Source organism: Afipia massiliensis (assembly GCF_014203115.1).
Taxonomy (GTDB): Bacteria; Pseudomonadota; Alphaproteobacteria; order Rhizobiales; family Xanthobacteraceae; genus Afipia; species Afipia massiliensis.
On record NZ_JACHIJ010000003.1, the window covers coordinates 521,676 to 539,048 of the forward strand.

The window sequence follows — 17,373 nt, forward strand, 5'->3', positions numbered from 1 at the left end:
GTTCCAGATTATTGGTCGCTGACGATGGAACCGGGCGGAAGTTCCCCAACAAGTTCAGGAAGTCCGAACCGCCGCCGCGCCATCCCGCATTCCGGATCGCCCGGCATGCAGGTGCGGCAGACCTCGGGCCGCACGTCATAAATTCCACATGCGGTCGCGACGCCGACCTTGCCGGTGAGCGCGGTACAGCGGTCGCCGTCGCAGCGCATGCCGGACAGCCGGTCGTTGACAAATTTTTCGGGAATGAGATCGAGCGCGTCGTCGTCTTCCACCGTGAAGCGCGGCCAGTTGCTCGAATAAGAGCAGCAAGCGCCGCAGCTTTGGCAGGGATTGTCGGTTGCGGTCATGACATCAGCGCTCGCGCACGTTGTTGAGCGAAAAGCTCTGCATCCACTTCGCCCGTAACGCGGCCCGCCGCTCGGGATATTTTTCGTCGAGAAACTCGGCGTCGGTCATGCGATCGATCCGGAAGCTGCGAAAATCCTGTCGCAGCTCGCACCAGGCCGCCAGCAACCGGACGGTTTCGAGATAGCCGACCGCGATCGGCCAGACCGTGCGCTTGCTGTCGCGGCCCTGCTCGTCGCGGTAGTGCAGCAGGATTTTCTTGCTGGCATAGATATGCGCGCGCAATTGCGTCATATCGATGCTCTCCGGCGGCAGGTCCCATTTCGGCGGCGTCCCACTGGCGGGTTCGAGCGCCAGCGGCTGCAACCGTTCCGGGACGGTGTCGACGATCTTGGCGATCAGGTCCTGCGCCGCCTTCGCCAGCACCGGATCGGCCCGGCCTGCGACCCACTGCGCGCCCAGAACCGCCGCCTCGATCTCGTCCGGCGTCAGCATCAGCGGCGGCATGTCGAAGCCTTTTTCCAGCACATAGCCGGTGCCGGCCTCGCCCCGGATCGGGACGCGCTGGCCGATCAGGGTAGCGATGTCGCGGTAAATCGTGCGCTTGGAGGTTTCCAGTTCCCTGGCGATGGCCTCGGCGGTCAGCGGCTTGCGGGTGCGCCGGAGCACCTGGATGATCTGGAACAGCCGGTCGGCGCGCCTCATTCGCGGTCTCTTAGCCTTGGCCAGGGGCCGGTTTGCTGACAGTATGGTGGCAGCAGGGGGTATCTACAAACACGCATCTTTTCAACGCGCAAAGGATGCCCCCATGATCACCCTGTACGGCTTTGGCCCCGGCTTCGGCCTCCCTGAAATCAGCGCCTACGTCACCAAGACCGAGGTCCAGCTCAAGATGGCGGGCCTCGCTTATGTCAAGCAGCAGGCGATGCCGGACCATTCGCCGAAGGGGCAGTTGCCTTATATCGACGACGGCGACGCGCAGGTGGCCGATTCCACCTTCATCCGCCTGCATCTCGAAAAGACTTATGGCTTCGATTTCGACGCGGTGCTCGACGAGCGCCAGCGGGCGGAAGCCTGGGCGATCGAGCGGATGATCGAAAATCATTTCAACTGGGCGTCAGGTTATGCGCGCTGGTTGATCCCTGAGAATTTCGCGAAGGGACCGGCGCATTTCTTCGACGGAGCGCCCGAGAACATTCGCGATGCACTGCGCGAAGATGTGCGCGGCCGGGTCGCGGACACCATGCGGATCGCGGGGCTGGCTCGCCATACGCCGGAGGAAATCACCGAGCTTGGCGTGCGCTCGCTGTCCGCGTTGTCGATGCTGCTCGGCTGGAAGCCTTACCTGATGGGCGAACGTCCCAGCGGCGTGGACGCGACCGCTTTCGCCGCGCTGGCCGGCCTGCTGACACCGTTCTTCGATTCCCCGCTGCGTCAGCACGCGCTGGAGTTCTCCAATCTCGTCGCTTACGTCGATCGCATGATGGCGCGGTACTATCCGGAGCATGCGTGGCAGCGCGTGGAAGCAGTGGCGGCCTGACGGAGCACTCGCCGTCAGTGCGAGGAGCGGAGCGACGAAGTAATCCAGTTCTCTTTGACATCGCCGCTTAAAGGTCTGGATTGCGTCGCTTCGCTCGCAATGACGAGTTTCAGGTCGTCGTCCGCAATTTCAACAGCGCCACCTCCGCCTCAAGCTCGGCGATGCGCTCATCCCGGGCAGCGATGGCCGTCGCGACATCGGCGGCATCGAACTTCATAGGAATGTGCTGCGGGCAGTTGCTGTCCCATGCTGTGATCTTGAACAGGATCGCCTGTTCAGGCTTGGCCTTGTAATCCTTCGGCATCAGCGAGGTCGTCAACGCCGCATCGTCCTCGACCACGCGCGCCTCGCCCCAGATCTTGATCCGGCGGCGATTGACATAGTCGATCAGGAAAATATACGCCTTCGGGTTCTCGCTGAGATTGCCCTGCGTGATATATTGCCGGTTGCCGCGATAATCCGCGAAGGCCAGCGTGGTCTTGTCGAGAATTTTGATGAAGCCCGGCGGGCCGCCGCGATGCTGGATGTAGGGCTGACCGTCGGCGTTCGCCGTCGCCAGGAAGAAGCTGGTCTGCTCGCCGATAAAGGCGGCGAGGGACGGGTCGATCTCGGTGCGAAAACCGCCGCCGTCTTCCATATGCGCGTAGCCACCGCGCGAGCCCTTGCGGGCCTGAATGGCCTTCACGGCCGGTGTAAAAGCGACGTCGCTGGAAAAAGTGGCGGCGTTTGTCATGGCGGACCTCCGGGTCGGCAGGATAGTCCAAATCTAGTCAGTAGCGGTGCTTGTATAATCACCGGCGTTGACAGTTGATCATTGCAGGATATGAAATAATGCTATGGACCGTATCGACGCCATGCGCGCCTTTGTTTCCGTGGCTGATCTCGAGGGATTCGCGCCAGCCGCCCGCAAACTCGGCCTGTCGGCCTCGGCCGTCACGCGGCTGATCGCCAGTCTTGAAAATCATCTCGGCGCGCGGCTGCTTCAGCGCACCACGCGATCGGTGACACTGACCGATGTCGGTGCGCGCTATCTCGAACGGGCGCGGCGGATTCTCGGCGACGTCGAGGAAGCCGAAGCATCGGCACAGGCCGAACGCACCCAGCCATCGGGCAGGCTCATAGTCTCCGCACCGCTGATGTTCGGGCGGCTGCATGTCGGCCCGATCATGTCGGCCTATCTGAAGAAATATCCGGACGTCAGCGCCGAACTCCGCCTGTCGGACCGGATGGTCAATCTGGTGGACGAAGGCGTCGATCTTGCGGTGCGCATCGGGCATCTGGCGGATTCCAGCGTGGTCGCGCGCGCCGTGGGCGATATGCGGCGGATCGTGGTAGCTTCGCCGCGTTATCTTAAAGTTCACGGTGTGCCGTCAAAGCCGTCCGAACTGGCCCAACACGAGGTCATTCAATTCTCCGGCGCGACGTCCCTGTCCGAGTGGCGCTTCACCGAGAATGGCCGCGAGTTTCGCGTGCCGAACACGTCGCGCTTCGCCACCAACAGCACCGATGCGGCGGTGCTTCACGCCGAGCAGGGCGGTGGGTTGATCAGCGTGCTTGCCTATCAGGTGGCGGAGTCGCTCAAGGCCGGACGGCTGAAGATCGTGCTGGCGAAGTATGAACTGCCGCCGATGCCGATCCATCTGGTGTATCCGACCTCGCGCTTGTTATCGGCGAAGGTCAGGGCCTTCGCCGATCTCGTGATTGCGCAGGCGAACTGGCGGTTCGGGACGGCGTAGCCGCGACCGGCATCAGGATTTCCGGCTTGGGATCTTGAACGTCGCATTGGCCCGCGCGCAGGGTTCCCCATCGGCCGTGACGAAGCACTGCGCGAAGCAGATCGAGCCGCCGATTTTCACGAAGTCGGTTTCGAACGCGAGCCACTGGCCGATATTCGCGGAGCCGAGATAATCGACTGAAAGATTGATGGTGACAATGCCCGAGAGGCCGCCCTTGACGCCGCAACTCAATCCCATGGCGTTGTCGGCCAGCGCAGCGATCAGCCCGCCATGAATCAACCCGCGCGAATTGGTGTGTGCCTCGGCGAGCCGCAGTCCGAGAATGTAGGCATCCGGCGTCGCTTTGAAATAGATCGGCTCCCAGGGCTCGGTGAGCGGGCTGCGCCGCGGGTGGCGCGCGAAGCCTTCGGGGACGTCGGCGAAAGAATCGGTCATCGTCATTGTTGTCTTTCAAATGATACGTCGCGTGTTGTGTGCTCATAATAGAGCACGCAGTAACAGCGATCATTCGAAATCAAGTTTGAAACGTGATGTCGACGGACGTTTGAAACAACGGCCGTGCGTGGTTCAGTACGGCAAACCGACGTAATTTTCCGACAGCGAGGTTTTCGCGGCGTCGGACTCGACCAGATAGTTCAGCTCCGCGCGCTGGATGCGCGCGCTGAATTCGTCGGTGCCGGGAAAACGATGCAGCATCGAAGTCATCCACCACGAGAAGCGTTCGGCCTTCCAGACCCGGCTGAGTGCGCGGCGCGAATAGTCATCGATGCCGGCGGCGGATTTGTCCGCGTAGAATTCGCGCAATGCCGTGGAGAGATAATGCACATCGCTGGCGGCGAGGTTGAGACCCTTGGCGCCAGTCGGCGGGACGATATGCGCGGCGTCGCCGGCCAGAAACAGCCGGCCAAACCGCATCGGTTCGGCGACGAAGCTTCGCAACGGCGCGATGCTCTTTTCGATCGACGGTCCGGTGACGAGTTGATCGACGGCTTCCGGGTCCAGCCGCCGCTTCAACTCGTCCCAGAACTTGTCGTCGGGCCAGTTGTCGATGTGATCGTCGAGCGCGCATTGCAGGTAGTAGCGGCTACGGTGAGACGAGCGCATCGAGCAGAGCGCGAAGCCGCGCTCGTGATTGTTGTAGATCAGTTCCGGCGACACCGGTGGCGTCTCTGACAGCAGGCCGAGCCAGCCGAACGGATAGACCCGCTCGAATGTCTTGAGTGCGTTCTGGCTGACGCTCTGCCGGCTGACGCCGTGGAAGCCGTCGCAGCCGGCGATGAAATCGCAGGTGACGTCGTGGCTGACGCCGTCCTTGACGTAACGCACGCGCGGCTGGTCGCCGTCAAAGTCATGCAGGCTGACATTGTCGGCGTCGTAGACGGTGCTGAGCCCTGCCGCGAGCCGCGCGTCCATCAGGTCGCGGGTCACTTCGGTCTGCCCGTAGACAGTTACCGTTTTGCCGGTTGCCTGCGTCATGTCGATCCGGTGACGCGCCCCGCCGAACGCCAGTTCGATGCCGTGATGGATCAGGCCGTCCTGGTGCAGCCGCGCCGAGACGCCGACCTCGTCCAGCAGACCGACGGTGCCCTGTTCGAGCACGCCCGCCCGGATCCGCGCCAGGATGTAGTCGCGGTCCTTGCGCTCGAAAATGACATTGTCGATGCCGTAGCGGTGCAGCAATTGTCCGAGCAGCAATCCCGCCGGGCCTCCGCCGATGATGGCAACCTGTGTCCGCAACCTGTGTCACTCCCGGCCTTGCGAATAGGGTTTTGCCCGTCGCTGAAAATTGATTATACCAGATAACAATATACGAAAAGGCTGTCGATCATGGGCCGAAAGCTGCCCGCAACCGCGGTTCGCTGATGGTCCGGTTCAATGCCTGCGTGTCTTAACTGTCATACCAATGGCAGGGGCGGCAGGCATTGCAAATGGCCGGCAACTTCTATCTGAATGACGGCAATTCCGGCCGCGATGTTGCACCGCAAAGAATGCTGTGCCGCGTTTGCCGGTCACTGAATGAAACTTGAAAAGAGTATTTGAGGGAGGACTTGATGACAAAGCTAACCTGGACCGCCGTGGTATTGGCGGCTTCCGTGTCGCTGCCGGGTGCCGTGACCTTTGCCGCTGCGCAGGACATCACCATCGGCGTCAGCATCAGCACCACCGGCCCCGCGGCTGCGCTCGGCATTCCTGAGAAGAATGCGCTCGAGTTCGTGCCGACTGAGATCGGCGGCGCCAAGATCAAGACCATTGTTCTGGATGACGCCGGCGATCCGACCGCCGCCACCACCAATGCGCGCCGGTTCGTGACCGAATCCAACGCCGACATCATCATCGGCTCGTCGACCACACCGCCATCGATTGCGATCTCGACCGTCGCCAACGAAGTCGGCGTGGTGCAGTTCAGCCTCGCGCCGATTCCGATCACCCCGGCCCGCGAGAAGTGGACCGCGGTGTTGCCGCAGCCGGTTCCGATCATGGGCAAGGTGCTCTACGAGCACATGAAGAAGAACAACATCAAGACCGTCGGCTATATCGGCTTCTCAGATTCCTACGGCGATCTGTGGCTGAACGATCTGAAGACGCAGACCGGCGCCATGGGCGGCATCACGGTCGTGGCCGAAGAACGTTACGCGCGACCCGACACCTCGGTGGCGGGTCAGGTGCTGAAGCTGGTCGCGGCCAATCCCGACGCCATCCTGATCGGCGCATCGGGCACCGGCGCGGCGCTGCCGCAGTCGGCGCTGCGCGAGCGCGGCTACAAGGGCCTGATCTACCAGACCCACGGTGCGGCGGCGATGGACTTCATCCGCATCGCCGGTCCGTCGGCGGAAGGCGTCATCATGGCCGCTGGTCCGGTGATGGCTCCAGAAGGCCAGGACGACAGCGCGCTGACCAAGAAGCCGGGCATGGCGCTGAACACCGCCTATGAGAAGAAGTACGGCGCCAACACCCGCAGCCAGTTTGCGGGCCACATGTTCGATGCCTTCGAAGTCATGAAGCGCGTCGTGCCGGTCGCCCTCAAGAAAGCGAAACCCGGCACGCCGGAATTCCGCGAGGCGCTCCGTGAGGCCTTGCTGTCCGAGAAGGAAATCGCGGCCAGCCAGGGCGTCTATAACTTCACCGACAAGAACCGTTTCGGCACCGATGATCGCTCGCGCATTATCCTGACCGTGAAGAACGGCAAGTATGAAGTCGTGAAGTAACGGGACGAACGTTCGTTCTGACGAATGCCCGGCCTCGTGCCGGGCATTTTCGTGTGTGCATCAGTCTGTAACACATACGATGTCGTCCCCGCGAAAGCGGGGACCCATACTCCCTATCGTCAAATTTCATGCGTAACGTCTGACATCTGCTTTCAGACAGCGCGGTAGGTCTGGGTCCCCGCTTTCGCGGGGACGACGCACGTTGATAAGAGCAAACTTGGCGCTACTACTCAGTGCCTGCTCTGTTCGTCGTGCTGGAATCCGAGATAGCTTGCAACCACGCGCTGGTCGCCGCTGATCTCCTTCGCCGAGCCGCTCATGATGAACTCGCCAAGCTCCATGACATAGGCGCGGTCGGCGATTTCAAGCGCAGCGCGGGCGTTCTGCTCCACCAGCAGCACCGAGACACCGGCCTGACGCAACTCGCCGATGGTGCGGAAAATATCCGCCACGATCAGCGGCGCGAGGCCGAGCGACGGCTCGTCCAGCATCAACAGCCGCGGCTGGCTCATCAGGGCGCGGCCCATCGCCAGCATCTGCTGTTCGCCGCCGGAGAGCGTGCCGGCAAGCTGGGTACGACGCTCTTTCAGCCGAGGGAACAGCGTGTAGACGCGCTCCTGCTCACGGGCGGCAGTGGCGCGGGGCACGCGAAAACCGCCGAGCTGCAGGTTTTCCTCCACCGTCATGGTCCCGAACAGTTCGCGATGTTCGGGCACGATGCAGAGTCCGGCCGCGACGCGGTCCTCGATCTCGAAACGGGAAATCTGCTGGCCCGAGAAAACGACGCTGCCCCTGAGCGGCAGGATGCCCATGATGGCGTTGAGCAGGGTGGTCTTCCCCGCGCCGTTGGCGCCGACAATGGTGACGATCTCGTTGGCGTTGACGTCGAGGGTGGCGCCGCGCACAGCTTCGACCTTGCCGTAGGCGATGTGCGCGTTTTCGATCGCCAGCAGTTTCGTCATGACGCGGTCCCCAGATAGGCCTTGATCACGTCGGGGTTGGCGCGGATAGCTGCGGGCTTGCCTTCGGCGATCTTGGTGCCGAATTCCAGCACGACGATGCGGTCTGCGATGTCCATCACGAAGCCCATGTCGTGTTCGACCAGCAGGACCGACATGCCCTCAGCGCGCAACTGGCGCAGCAATGACGCCAATTTCTGCTTTTCCAAGTGGCGCAGTCCGGCTGCCGGCTCATCGAGCAGCAGCAGGATCGGATCGACGCAGAGCGCGCGGGCGATTTCCACGATGCGCTGCTGACCGAGCGACAAGCTTCCGGCGAGTTGATGCATCTGGTCGCCGAGACCGACGCGCTCGATCTGCTTTGCGGCCTCAGCGAGCAGGGCGGCTTCGTCCTTCCGGTCCAGCCGCAGCATGCTGGCTATCGCGCCGGCGTGGCCGCGCAGATGCGTGCCGATGGCGACATTCTCCAGCACACTCATGTCGGGCACGAGCTTGACGTGCTGGAAGGTGCGGGCGACGCCGAGTTTGGCGATGTCCTGCGGTGGAGCATTGTCGACGTTGTGGCCGAGGATGGAAATCGTTCCGCCGGATGAGCGCAGCACGCCGGTGATCAGATTGAACGTGGTGCTCTTGCCCGCGCCGTTCGGCCCGATCAGGGCGACGATCTCGCCCGCGTTGACATTGAAGGAGACATCGTTGACGGCGATGACACCGCCGAACTGTTTGCGCGCGGCCTGAACGTCGAGCAGTGTTTCCGATGTGGCGATGGCCTTGCTGCGCGGCGGCAGGGGCTCCGCCGTCTGCGGACGGGGCAGCTTTCCGGAATTGAACTTCAGCAGGGCGGCGAGGCGCGGCCACATGCCGCCGGGCGCGACTTGAAGCAGCACCACCAGCAGGATGCCGAAAATCACGGTCTCGAGTTGCGCCGATCCGTGAAACACCACCGGCAGGAAGCTCTGCAGGAATTCCTTGAGCACGACGACCACGCCGGCGCCGAGCACCGCACCCCAGACGTAACCCGCGCCGCCGACCACGGCGATGAACAGATATTCGATGCCGGCGTTCAGACCGAACGGTGTCGGGTTCACCGCGCGCTGGAAATGCGCGTAGAGCCAGCCGGACAGGCCGGCGAGCACGGCGGCATAGATGAAGACCAGCAGCTTGGCGCGCGCGGTCTGCACCCCGAACGCTTCTGCTGCGATATGACCACGGCGCAGCGCGCGGATCGCGCGCCCGGTGCGGGAATCAAGCAGGTTCATCGTCAGCAGGGCGCAGAGAATGACTGCGAACCAGATCGCGAAATAGATCTTGCCGGGATCGGTGAACTGCAGCGCGCCGATCGACAGCGGCGGAATGCCCGAAATACCGTCGTTGCGTCCGACCAGTTCAAGCTTGCTGAACAGGTAGAACAGGCTGATGCCCCAGGCGATGGTGCCGAGCGGCAAGTAGTGGCCGGACAGACGCACCGTGATCAGGCCGAGGATGACGGCCGCGGCGCCGCTGACGATCAGCGACAGCGGCAATGTCAGCCACGGCGACACGCCGTAGGAGGTGGTGAGGATCGCGGTGGTGTAGGCGCCGAAGCCGCAGAACGCGGCCTGGCCGAACGAGGTGAGGCCGCCGACGCCGGTCAGCAGCACGAGGCCCATCGCCACCAGAGCGGCCAGCCCGATATTGTCGAGCAGCACGATCCAGAACGGCGGCATGCCGGGAATGAACGGAAGACCCGCCATCACCAGCGCAAATACGATCATGCCCCATCGCTGTGCCATCACTTAGTCCTCTTCCTCTTCGACCTCTGGCGACGCCAGCGAGCGCAGGATCAGGACCGGCAGCAGCAGCGTGAAGACGATGACCTCCTTGAAATTGCTGGCATAGAACGATGAGAACGCCTCGACGATGCCGACCACCAGAGCGGCGGCGGCAGTGAGGGGATAGCTCACGAGGCCGCCGATGATGGCGGCGACGAAGCCTTTCAGGCCGATCAGGAACCCGGTGTCGTAGTAGATCGTGGTGATCGGGACGATCAGGATTCCGGAAATCGTGCCGATCACGGCGGCGAGCAGGAACGCGACCTGTCCGGACAGCGTGGTGCGAATGCCGACGATGCGCGCGCCGAGGCGGTTGACCGCGGTGGCGCGCAACGCCTTGCCGTACAGCGTATAGCCGAACAGCAGCCACAGCCCGACGATCAGCAGGATGGTAATGGCGTAAATGCCGATGCTCTGGCCGGTGAACCGCAGCGGGCCGATCGTGAAAGCCGCCGCCGAAATCGCCGGCGCGCGTAATCCTTCCGGGCCGAAAAACACCAGCCCCAGCCCCTGCAGGGCGAGATGCATGCCGACCGACGCGATCAGCAGCACCAGCACCGAGGCATGCGCGATCGGCTGATAGGCGATGCGATAGAGATAAAGGCCGATCGGCGCGACGATCACGATCGACAGCAGAAAATTGACGGCCACGCTGTTCTGTCGCCCCGCCATCGCCATGGCGATGCCCCAGATCGCCAGCGGCAGCAGGATGTTCAGCGCCAGCGACCGCAGCAATCGCTGTGCGCTCATGACGTTGCGGCCGGACACCATATCGAAGCAGAAGGCGACGACGCCCATGCCGAGCGCCAGCAGTGCTGTGCCCGGCACCTTGCCGGTGGCCAGCGTGGCGTAGGTCAGCGCGCCGAAGGTGATGAATTCGCCCTGCGGGATCAGAATGACGCGGGTCACCGCGAACACCAGCACGAGCGCAAGCCCGAGCAGCGCGTAGATCGCGCCGCTGGTTATTCCGTCCTGCAGCAGGAACAGAAGGATCGTGCTATCCAAGGCGTCCCCTCACGCAACGCGCACAAGCGGATGGAAAGGTCCGCCGGCACCAAAAGCGGCGGTTGAATTCCGCCATCGCTATTTGGTATGTTTCATAACAATTATCGAGTATAATCACAAGCCCGATCGGCCCCAAGCCGTTCGAGGCGCCCTTATAACAACCGACGACGGGAAGCGCACGATGGCTGTTTCCAGGACCGCGAGCGCCGGCGCGGCGAAGGCCAGGAAGCGGCCGGCGCGTCCGGCATCACGTCCCGCGCCGCCCGCGGACGCGGTCCAGGTCGGCGACCTGTCCGAGTTCCTGGGCTATTCGCTCAAGCGCGCGCAACTGCGGATTTTCGAGGATTTCATCCGCTGCGTCGCGCCGCTGCAACTGACCCCGGCGCAGTTTTCCGTCCTGATGCTGGTGGAGACCAATCCGGGGCGCAACCAGACCGAGATTGCCTCGACGCTCGGTATCCTGCGGCCGAATTTCGTGGCTTTGCTGGATGAACTGGAGAGCCGCGATCTGTGCGCGCGGAGCCGGTCCAGCAACGACCGCCGCTCGCATATCCTGCGCTTGACCGACAAGGGCCGCGCGGTTCTGTCGCGGGCGCGAAAGCTGATCGAGGCACGGCACGAAGCCCGGCTCAGGGAATTGCTCGGCGATCACAACCGCGACCTGCTGCTGACCATGCTGGGCAAGATCGCGCGGGAGTTTTAGGGGCTCCTTGTGTCCCACGTGATTTTCTTTTCGTCGTCCCCGCGAAAGCGGGGACCCTTACTCCCTGTCGTAAATTTATGCACCATCTTCAACGTCCGCTTTCGGTCGAGGATGCGGTGGTCATGGGTCCCCGCTTTCGCGGGGACGACATCGTAATTGAAGCGATATCGCGGACTCAAATGCAGAATTACGGGTCCACCAGAATGATACGGATGTCGTTGACGTTGGTCAGCGTCGGGCCGGTGTTGAGCAGATCGCCCGTCGCTATGAAGAACGCCGTGGCGTCGTTGTTGTCGAGATAAGCCTTCGGGTCGAGCTTGAACTCGCTGATCTTTGCGAAGGTGCGCTGATCGAGGATCGCGCCGGCCGGGTCGGTCGGATGACCTGCACCGCCGTCAGCACCGTCGGTGTCGCCCGCGAGCACGGAAATGCCTGATGTATCCGCAAACAGGCTCGCGAGCGCGAGCACGTATTCCTGATTGGGGCCGCCGCGTCCGTTGCCGCGCACAGTGACGGTGAGTTCACCGCCGGAGAGAATCGCCAGTCTTTTTCCCTCGGCATGCGCCTTCAGTGCGATCTGCGCATGGGCGGCGGCGACGTCGCGCGCTTCGCCCTCGAGGTCGGCACCGAGTGCGACGATCTCGTAACCGGCGTTGCGCGCAACGGCCACCGCAGCATCGAGGGATTCCTGCGGCCGCGCGATGATCCGAAAGTCCGAACGCCCGAAGGCTGCGTCGCCGGGCTTGCAACTCTCGTTGCGCGGATCGCTCAATGCTTCGATCACGGCATCGTCCGCCTTGATTCCATAACGGGCGACGATCTCGCGGGCGTCCGCCAGCGTCGTGGTGTCCGGCACGGTCGGCCCGGACGCGATGGTCGCCGGATCGTCGAATGGCACATCCGAAATCGCCAGTGTCAGAATCTGCGCGGGGGCGGCCGCGCGAGCCAGTCTGCCGCCCTTGATGCGGGACAGATGCTTGCGCACGGTGTTCATCTCGCCGATCGGCGCGCCGGATCGCAACAGGCTCTTGTTCATCGCCTGCTTTTGCGCGAACGAAATGCCGTCCGCCGGCGCGACCCAATTTGCCGAACCGCCGCCGGACAACAGCACCAGAACGAGATCGTCGGCATTCGCGCTCTGCGCCACTTCAAGCGTCCGGCTCGCAGCCTTCAGGCCGGCTTCATCGGGCACCGGATGACCCGCCTCGATGATTTCGATGCGCCGGGTCGGCATGCCGTAGCCATGACGCGTGGTGGCGAGTCCCGACAACCGCTCCGGATCGATGCGGCCTTCGTCGAGGTAATAGCGCTCCGCTGCATGGGCCAGCGCGCCCGCGGCCTTGCCCGCGGCGAGACAGATGATGCGACCGCCCGGCGGAGGGGGCAGATGGTCGGCAAGAATGCGATCCGGATGGGCCGCGGCGACGGCGGCGTCGAAGATCGCGCGCAGCAGAGGGCGTCTGTCGGTCATCATGTCATCGGGTGGCTCTGGACGGGCTCCAGACATGACATGATCGGCCGTTCAATAAAAGGCCCTCCGCAGGTTATTGCGGAGGGCGGAAATATTTTCAGATCTGCCCGTGCAGAGCGGGGAAACCGGATTTCAGATCTGGAAATCCGGCTCCCGTCTGCGAACAGGTCGTCAGCCGCCGATTTCGCCGCTGATGATCGGGCCGAACAGCTGCCAGCGCTCGCCCGTGAACTTCATCATCTGCAACTGCTCGATCGGAGCGAAGTCGGTCGCGCTGGTGTTCAGCGTGATGCCGGGCAAGCCCATCTCCTGCTGAACGCCCTTGATGCTGGCGGCCTGCTTCATGACGTTCTCGCGGGTGAGATTGTCACCGCATGCCTTCAGCACGTGCACCATCGTCTGCGCGGAGCTGTAACCGTACGCAACTGAACTGTCGGCACGGTTGGCTTCCGGGAAGTACTTCGCGAGGAACGCATCGAAGTTCTTCACGCCCGGATCGTCCTTCCACTGCGGATCGGTCGGGTCCTTGCCGTAGGTCGCGGAAATCACGCCCTGCGCATTGTCGAAACCGGCCGGCTTGATGACCGATCCAGTGGACGAGGCGACGTTGTTCAGGATGAACAGCGGCTTCCATCCGAGCTCGGCGACTTTCTTGATCGACTGCGCGCCGAACTTCGGCGTGGTGATGCTGACGAAGACATCAGCGCCCTTCGATTTCAGCGCCACGACCTGCGAGTCGATCGTCGGGACCGACGTCTCGTAAGGTTCTTCAGCGATGATCATCGAAGCGCCCTTGGCTCCGAGACCGTCCTTCAGACCCTTGAGCACGTCCTTACCGAAGTCGTCGTTCTGATAAAGAATGCCGATCTTGCCGTTCGGCTTTTCCTTCATCAGGTACTTCGCGTAGATGACGCCTTCGCTCTGGTAGTTGGGCTGCCAGCCCATGGTCCAGGGAAAGTTCTTCGGGTCGTTCCATTTGGTTGCGCCGGTGGCGACGAACAGCTGCGGCACCTTCTTGGCGTTCATGTATTTCTGGATCGCCGTGTTGGACGGCGTGCCGAGCGAGTTGAAGATCAGCAAAACTTCATCGCTCTCGACCAGCTTGCGCGCCTGCTCCACGGCCTTGGGCGGTGAATAGCCGTCGTCATAGGAAATGAAATTGATCTTGCGGCCGTTGATGCCGCCTTCGGCGTTGATCTTGTTGAAATAGGCAGCCTGCGTCTTGCCGATGATGCCGTAAGCGGAAGCGGGTCCGCTGTAGGGCATAATGCTGCCGATCTTGATCTCGGTGTCGTTCGCGCCGGTGTCGTATTTCTTCTGCGCCAGCGCGCTGCCGCTCGTCGCCGCGAAGGCCGCGACGGTGGCGAGCAGGAGCATGGGGTTAAATTTTTTGACGGACATTTTTTATGTTTCCTGACCTAGTTTTTTTGATGCTTGAGGGTAGTCCCCGGAGGCCTTTTAGCCTCGCAGGTATTCAATACCGTTTGCCGGAGTGGTTCAAACAAAATGGCATTGAATTGATCAACCCCCTGCGAATGTCTCGCAGGGGGTAATTGTTGTCCGGGGGCGAACTAGCCGCCGACGTCGCCGCTCAGGATCTCGCCGAACCGCTCCCAGGTTTCGCCCTTGAACTTCATCATCTGCATCTGGCTGATCGGGGCGAAATCGGTTGCGCTGGTGTTGATCTTGACGCCCGGCAGCAAGCCGCCGAGTTCCAGGTTCTTGATGCTGGCCGCCTGCTTCATGACATTCTCGCGGGTGAGATTGTCACCGCAGGCCTTGAGGACATGAACAAGGGTCTGGGCCGAGTTGTAGCCGTAGATCACCGAGCCATCGGTCCGGTTCGCTTCGGGGAAGTACTTCAGGAGGAAGGCGTCGAAATCCTTCATTCCCTTGTCGTCCTTCCACTGCGGATCGGTCGGGTCCTTGGCGTAGGCCGCCGAGATGATGTCCTGCGAATTCTCGAAACCGGCGGGCTTGATGACCGAGCCGACCGACGCCGAGACGTTGTTGAGGATGAACAGCGGTTTCCACTGAAGTTCCGCGACCTTCTTGATCGACTGGGCCGCGAACTTCGGTGTCGTGATGCTGATGAACACATCGACACCCTTCGACTTCAGCGCGACGACCTGCGAGTCGATCGTGGGCACGCTGGTTTCATAGGGTTCTTCCGCGACGATCATGGAAGCACCCTTGGTGCCGAGGCCGTCCTTGATGCCCTTGAGATAGTCTTTGCCGTAGTCGTCGTTCTGATAAAGGATGCCGATCTTGCCCTTCGGCTTCTCCTTCATGAGATAGGTCGCGTAGATCCGGCCCTCGCTCTGGTAGTTGGGCTGCCAGCCCATGGTCCAGGGGAAATCCTTCGGGTCGTTCCACTTGGTTGCGCCAGTGGCGACAAACAGTTGCGGGACTTTCTTGGCGTTCAGGTATTTCTGGATCGCCGAGTTCGATGGTGTGCCGAGCGGGCCGTAGACGATCAAGACCTCATCGCTTTCGACCAGCTTGCGGGCCTGTTCGACAGCTTTCGGCGGCGAGTAGCCGTCGTCATACGAGATGAAGGTGATCTTGCGGCCGTTGATGCCGCCTTCGGCATTGATCTTGTTGAAGTAGGCCTGTTCGGATTTTCCGATGACGCCGTATGCGGAGGCCGGTCCGCTGTAGGGCATGATGTTGCCGATCTTGATCTCGGTATCGGATGCGCCGGTGTCGTACTTTTTCTGGGCCAGTGCGTTGCTGCTTGTCGCAGCGACGATCGCGATCGCGGCCGAAAAAGTCGCAAGTCGAGATGTAGAAATAACCATACGTTCCTCCTTGGATCGTGTTTGTGTCCTCGTTCGATTTTTTTGATTTGAAGCTCTTTGCGGCTCGACGATATTCAATACCCTTTGCGGGGCTCATTCAATGAAAAGCCCTCTGCCGCAGGCTTTAAAGGTCTTCATGTTTCATTAGGCGAAATACAGGGCCGGGTGATTAACCAATAAGGCCTGCTTTCGCAGTGCGAAGAGAGGCCGCGCGAAGGTCATGATACGCGCGGCGTCATCCAGCGCCGACTCGTCGAGCAGGAACTTCGGCGTCGTGCCGAAAATATCAGCAACCCTGGAGCAGCTTCACAGACGCGCTCAACGAAAAACCCTCCGCGACGGGCGTCGCGGAGGGGGCTTGTTGCCGATTTGTAATCTTCAGCAGCGCGGGAGGTTTAGCTGCCGCCCATTCCGCCGGTGATGACCGGGCCGATCTGCTCATACTTCTCGCCCTTGAAACGGGCGATCTGCAGTTGATCGATCGGATAGAAGTCGGTCGCGCTGGTGTTGATCTTCACGCCCGGCAGCAGGGTGTCGGGGGTGAAGTCCTTCAGGCTCGCGGCCTGTTTCATGATGTTCTCGCGGGTCAGGTTGTCGCCTGCCTGCTTCAGAACCTGAACCAGGGTCTGCGCCTGACCGTAGCCATAGACGACCGAACCATCGGTCTTGTTTGCGTCAGGAGCATACTTGGCGAGGAAGGCGTAGAATTTCTTCATGCCCTCGTCGTTGTCCCACTGGGAATCCGCACCGTCCTTGGCGTAGAGCGCCGTCAGGATACCTTGCGCGTTCTCGAAGCCGGCCGGCTTGAGCACGCTGCCGACCGATGCGCCGACGTTGCTCTGGATGTACATCGGCTTCCAGCCGAGTTCAGCGACCTTCTTGATCGCCTGCGCGGCGAACTTCGGTGTGGTGAAGCTCACGAACACATCCGCGCCGGTGGCCTTCAGTTTAATGATGTGCGAGTCGATGGTCGGCTCGGACACTTCATAGCTGTCCTCGGCAATGATCTGCGACGCTTTGGCGCCGAGACCGTCCTTGAGGCCCTTCAGCATGTCCTTGCCGAAGTCGTCGTTCTGATACATCACCGCGATCTTGGCGTCGGGCTTGGTTGCCAGCAGGTGCTTGGCATAGACGCGGCTTTCGCTCTGGTAGGCCGGCTGCCAGCCCATGGTCCAGGGGAATTCCTTCGGCTCACCGAACTTGGTGGCGCCGGTGGCCACAAACAGTTGCGGCACCTTCTTGGCGTTCAGATACTTCTGGATCGCGGAATTCGACGGGGTGCCGAGCGGTCCGAACACCAGCAGGACTTCGTCGCTCTCGACCAGCTTGCGGGCTTGCTCCACCGCCTTCGGAGGGCTGTAGCCGTCGTCATAGGTGATGAAGGTGATCTTGCGGCCGTTGATGCCGCCCTGCTCGTTGATCATCTTGAAGTAGGCTTCTTCCATCTTCCCGATGACGCCGTACGCGGATGCAGGACCGCTGTAGGGCATGATATTGCCGATCTTGATTTCGGTATCGGTTGCGCCGGTGTCGTATTTTTTTTGCGCGAGCGCGTGGCCGCTCGTCATCGCGAGCGCGGCGATTGCCGACACTGCTGCTACGTTGAGCTTGAGCTTGGATAACATTCTGGTCTCTCCCTAAGATGCGGGCATTCCGCTTGGCGGAAACCGGTCCCGGAAGAGAGATCATGCCCAAGAGCAACAACAGGCGAAAAATGAGGGGCCTGATCCAGCAAAGCTGAATCAGGCCCTGTCACCCGATCCGGAAACCGATTTTCCGGAGACACCCTTCTCAAA

16 protein-coding genes are annotated in these 17,373 nt (G+C 61.8%); 4 read left to right on the top strand and 12 right to left on the bottom strand.

What is annotated here, in order from left to right; all coding sequences use genetic code 11:
- Positions 1-8: 8 nt before the first annotated feature.
- Positions 9-347: a YkgJ family cysteine cluster protein gene (locus HNQ36_RS12090; protein WP_184085334.1), complete on the bottom strand. Its 339-nt coding sequence runs from the start codon at positions 345-347 to the stop codon at positions 9-11.
- A gap of 4 nt (positions 348-351) precedes the next feature.
- Complete coding sequence (locus HNQ36_RS12095) at positions 352-1,050, bottom strand: helix-turn-helix transcriptional regulator (protein WP_184085337.1); 699 nt, start codon at positions 1,048-1,050, stop codon at positions 352-354.
- A gap of 103 nt (positions 1,051-1,153) precedes the next feature.
- Between HNQ36_RS12095 and HNQ36_RS12100 the strand changes: the two genes are divergently transcribed.
- On the top strand, positions 1,154-1,885 hold the full coding sequence (locus tag HNQ36_RS12100) for a glutathione S-transferase family protein (RefSeq protein WP_184085339.1): 732 nt from the start codon (positions 1,154-1,156) through the stop codon (positions 1,883-1,885).
- Between the two features lie 109 nt (positions 1,886-1,994).
- Here HNQ36_RS12100 and HNQ36_RS12105 read toward each other — a convergent pair whose 3' ends face one another.
- Positions 1,995-2,618 carry a pyridoxamine 5'-phosphate oxidase family protein gene (locus tag HNQ36_RS12105; protein ID WP_184085342.1) on the bottom strand — a complete coding sequence of 208 codons (624 nt, stop codon included), beginning with the start codon at positions 2,616-2,618 and terminating at the stop codon, positions 1,995-1,997.
- 103 nt (positions 2,619-2,721) lie between these two features.
- On the opposite strand from HNQ36_RS12105, the gene HNQ36_RS12110 reads away from it, so the two are divergent.
- The gene (locus tag HNQ36_RS12110; RefSeq protein ID WP_184085345.1) at positions 2,722-3,621 is read left to right on the top strand and encodes a LysR family transcriptional regulator; all 900 of its coding nucleotides are present in this window, start codon (positions 2,722-2,724) and stop codon (positions 3,619-3,621) included.
- A gap of 12 nt (positions 3,622-3,633) precedes the next feature.
- Here HNQ36_RS12110 and HNQ36_RS12115 read toward each other — a convergent pair whose 3' ends face one another.
- Positions 3,634-4,062: a PaaI family thioesterase gene (locus HNQ36_RS12115; protein WP_184085348.1), complete on the bottom strand. Its 429-nt coding sequence runs from the start codon at positions 4,060-4,062 to the stop codon at positions 3,634-3,636.
- Between the two features lie 126 nt (positions 4,063-4,188).
- The gene (gene pobA / locus HNQ36_RS12120; protein ID WP_184085351.1) at positions 4,189-5,358 is read right to left on the bottom strand and encodes a 4-hydroxybenzoate 3-monooxygenase; all 1,170 of its coding nucleotides are present in this window, start codon (positions 5,356-5,358) and stop codon (positions 4,189-4,191) included.
- Between the two features lie 314 nt (positions 5,359-5,672).
- Between pobA and HNQ36_RS12125 the strand changes: the two genes are divergently transcribed.
- Entirely contained in the window at positions 5,673-6,827 is a 1,155-nt protein-coding gene (locus HNQ36_RS12125; RefSeq protein WP_184085353.1) for an ABC transporter substrate-binding protein, read from the top strand.
- A gap of 230 nt (positions 6,828-7,057) precedes the next feature.
- On the opposite strand, the gene HNQ36_RS12130 is transcribed toward HNQ36_RS12125, so the two are convergent.
- The 3 genes from HNQ36_RS12130 to HNQ36_RS12140 are packed head-to-tail and all read right to left on the bottom strand — an operon-like array spanning position 7,058 to position 10,602.
- Positions 7,058-7,789, bottom strand: coding sequence for an ABC transporter ATP-binding protein (locus tag HNQ36_RS12130; protein WP_184085355.1), 732 nt, complete (start codon positions 7,787-7,789; stop codon positions 7,058-7,060).
- Entirely contained in the window at positions 7,786-9,558 is a 1,773-nt protein-coding gene (locus HNQ36_RS12135) for a branched-chain amino acid ABC transporter ATP-binding protein/permease (RefSeq protein WP_184085955.1), read from the bottom strand. The genes HNQ36_RS12130 and HNQ36_RS12135 overlap by 4 nt, the downstream gene beginning before the upstream one ends.
- A gap of 3 nt (positions 9,559-9,561) precedes the next feature.
- Positions 9,562-10,602, bottom strand: a complete 1,041-nt coding sequence (locus HNQ36_RS12140) for a branched-chain amino acid ABC transporter permease (protein WP_184085357.1) — start codon at positions 10,600-10,602, stop codon at positions 9,562-9,564.
- A 181-nt stretch (positions 10,603-10,783) separates the two neighbouring features.
- On the opposite strand from HNQ36_RS12140, the gene HNQ36_RS12145 reads away from it, so the two are divergent.
- The gene (locus HNQ36_RS12145) at positions 10,784-11,305 is read left to right on the top strand and encodes a MarR family winged helix-turn-helix transcriptional regulator (protein WP_184085359.1); all 522 of its coding nucleotides are present in this window, start codon (positions 10,784-10,786) and stop codon (positions 11,303-11,305) included.
- A 187-nt stretch (positions 11,306-11,492) separates the two neighbouring features.
- Here the strand turns inward: HNQ36_RS12145 and HNQ36_RS12150 are convergent, their stop codons facing one another.
- The 4 genes from HNQ36_RS12150 to HNQ36_RS12165 form a co-directional block, all read right to left on the bottom strand.
- Complete coding sequence (locus HNQ36_RS12150) at positions 11,493-12,776, bottom strand: glycerate kinase type-2 family protein (protein ID WP_184085361.1); 1,284 nt, start codon at positions 12,774-12,776, stop codon at positions 11,493-11,495.
- 171 nt (positions 12,777-12,947) lie between these two features.
- The gene (locus HNQ36_RS12155; RefSeq protein ID WP_430641368.1) at positions 12,948-14,177 is read right to left on the bottom strand and encodes an ABC transporter substrate-binding protein; all 1,230 of its coding nucleotides are present in this window, start codon (positions 14,175-14,177) and stop codon (positions 12,948-12,950) included.
- Positions 14,178-14,347: 170 nt separating this feature from the next.
- Positions 14,348-15,577 carry an ABC transporter substrate-binding protein gene (locus HNQ36_RS12160; RefSeq protein WP_184085363.1) on the bottom strand — a complete coding sequence of 410 codons (1,230 nt, stop codon included), beginning with the start codon at positions 15,575-15,577 and terminating at the stop codon, positions 14,348-14,350.
- Positions 15,578-15,972: 395 nt separating this feature from the next.
- Entirely contained in the window at positions 15,973-17,202 is a 1,230-nt protein-coding gene (locus tag HNQ36_RS12165; protein WP_184085365.1) for an ABC transporter substrate-binding protein, read from the bottom strand.
- Between the last annotated feature and the right edge of the window lie 171 nt (positions 17,203-17,373).

What these genes read in the sequence shown, in the direction of transcription:
- HNQ36_RS12155 (WP_430641368.1), bottom strand. Translation starts at nt 14,177, where the DNA reads ATGTCCGTCAAAAAATTTAACCCCATGCTCCTGCTCGCCACCGTCGCG.
- HNQ36_RS12135 (WP_184085955.1), bottom strand. Translation starts at nt 9,558, where the DNA reads ATGGCACAGCGATGGGGCATGATCGTATTTGCGCTGGTGATGGCGGGT.
- HNQ36_RS12145 (WP_184085359.1), top strand. Translation starts at nt 10,784, where the DNA reads ATGGCTGTTTCCAGGACCGCGAGCGCCGGCGCGGCGAAGGCCAGGAAG.
- HNQ36_RS12165 (WP_184085365.1), bottom strand. Translation starts at nt 17,202, where the DNA reads ATGTTATCCAAGCTCAAGCTCAACGTAGCAGCAGTGTCGGCAATCGCC.
- HNQ36_RS12105 (WP_184085342.1), bottom strand. Translation starts at nt 2,618, where the DNA reads ATGACAAACGCCGCCACTTTTTCCAGCGACGTCGCTTTTACACCGGCC.
- HNQ36_RS12100 (WP_184085339.1), top strand. Translation starts at nt 1,154, where the DNA reads ATGATCACCCTGTACGGCTTTGGCCCCGGCTTCGGCCTCCCTGAAATC.
- HNQ36_RS12125 (WP_184085353.1), top strand. Translation starts at nt 5,673, where the DNA reads ATGACAAAGCTAACCTGGACCGCCGTGGTATTGGCGGCTTCCGTGTCG.
- HNQ36_RS12090 (WP_184085334.1), bottom strand. Translation starts at nt 347, where the DNA reads ATGACCGCAACCGACAATCCCTGCCAAAGCTGCGGCGCTTGCTGCTCT.
- HNQ36_RS12130 (WP_184085355.1), bottom strand. Translation starts at nt 7,789, where the DNA reads ATGACGAAACTGCTGGCGATCGAAAACGCGCACATCGCCTACGGCAAG.
- HNQ36_RS12110 (WP_184085345.1), top strand. Translation starts at nt 2,722, where the DNA reads ATGGACCGTATCGACGCCATGCGCGCCTTTGTTTCCGTGGCTGATCTC.
- HNQ36_RS12160 (WP_184085363.1), bottom strand. Translation starts at nt 15,577, where the DNA reads ATGGTTATTTCTACATCTCGACTTGCGACTTTTTCGGCCGCGATCGCG.
- HNQ36_RS12115 (WP_184085348.1), bottom strand. Translation starts at nt 4,062, where the DNA reads ATGACGATGACCGATTCTTTCGCCGACGTCCCCGAAGGCTTCGCGCGC.
- HNQ36_RS12095 (WP_184085337.1), bottom strand. Translation starts at nt 1,050, where the DNA reads ATGAGGCGCGCCGACCGGCTGTTCCAGATCATCCAGGTGCTCCGGCGC.
- HNQ36_RS12150 (WP_184085361.1), bottom strand. Translation starts at nt 12,776, where the DNA reads ATGACCGACAGACGCCCTCTGCTGCGCGCGATCTTCGACGCCGCCGTC.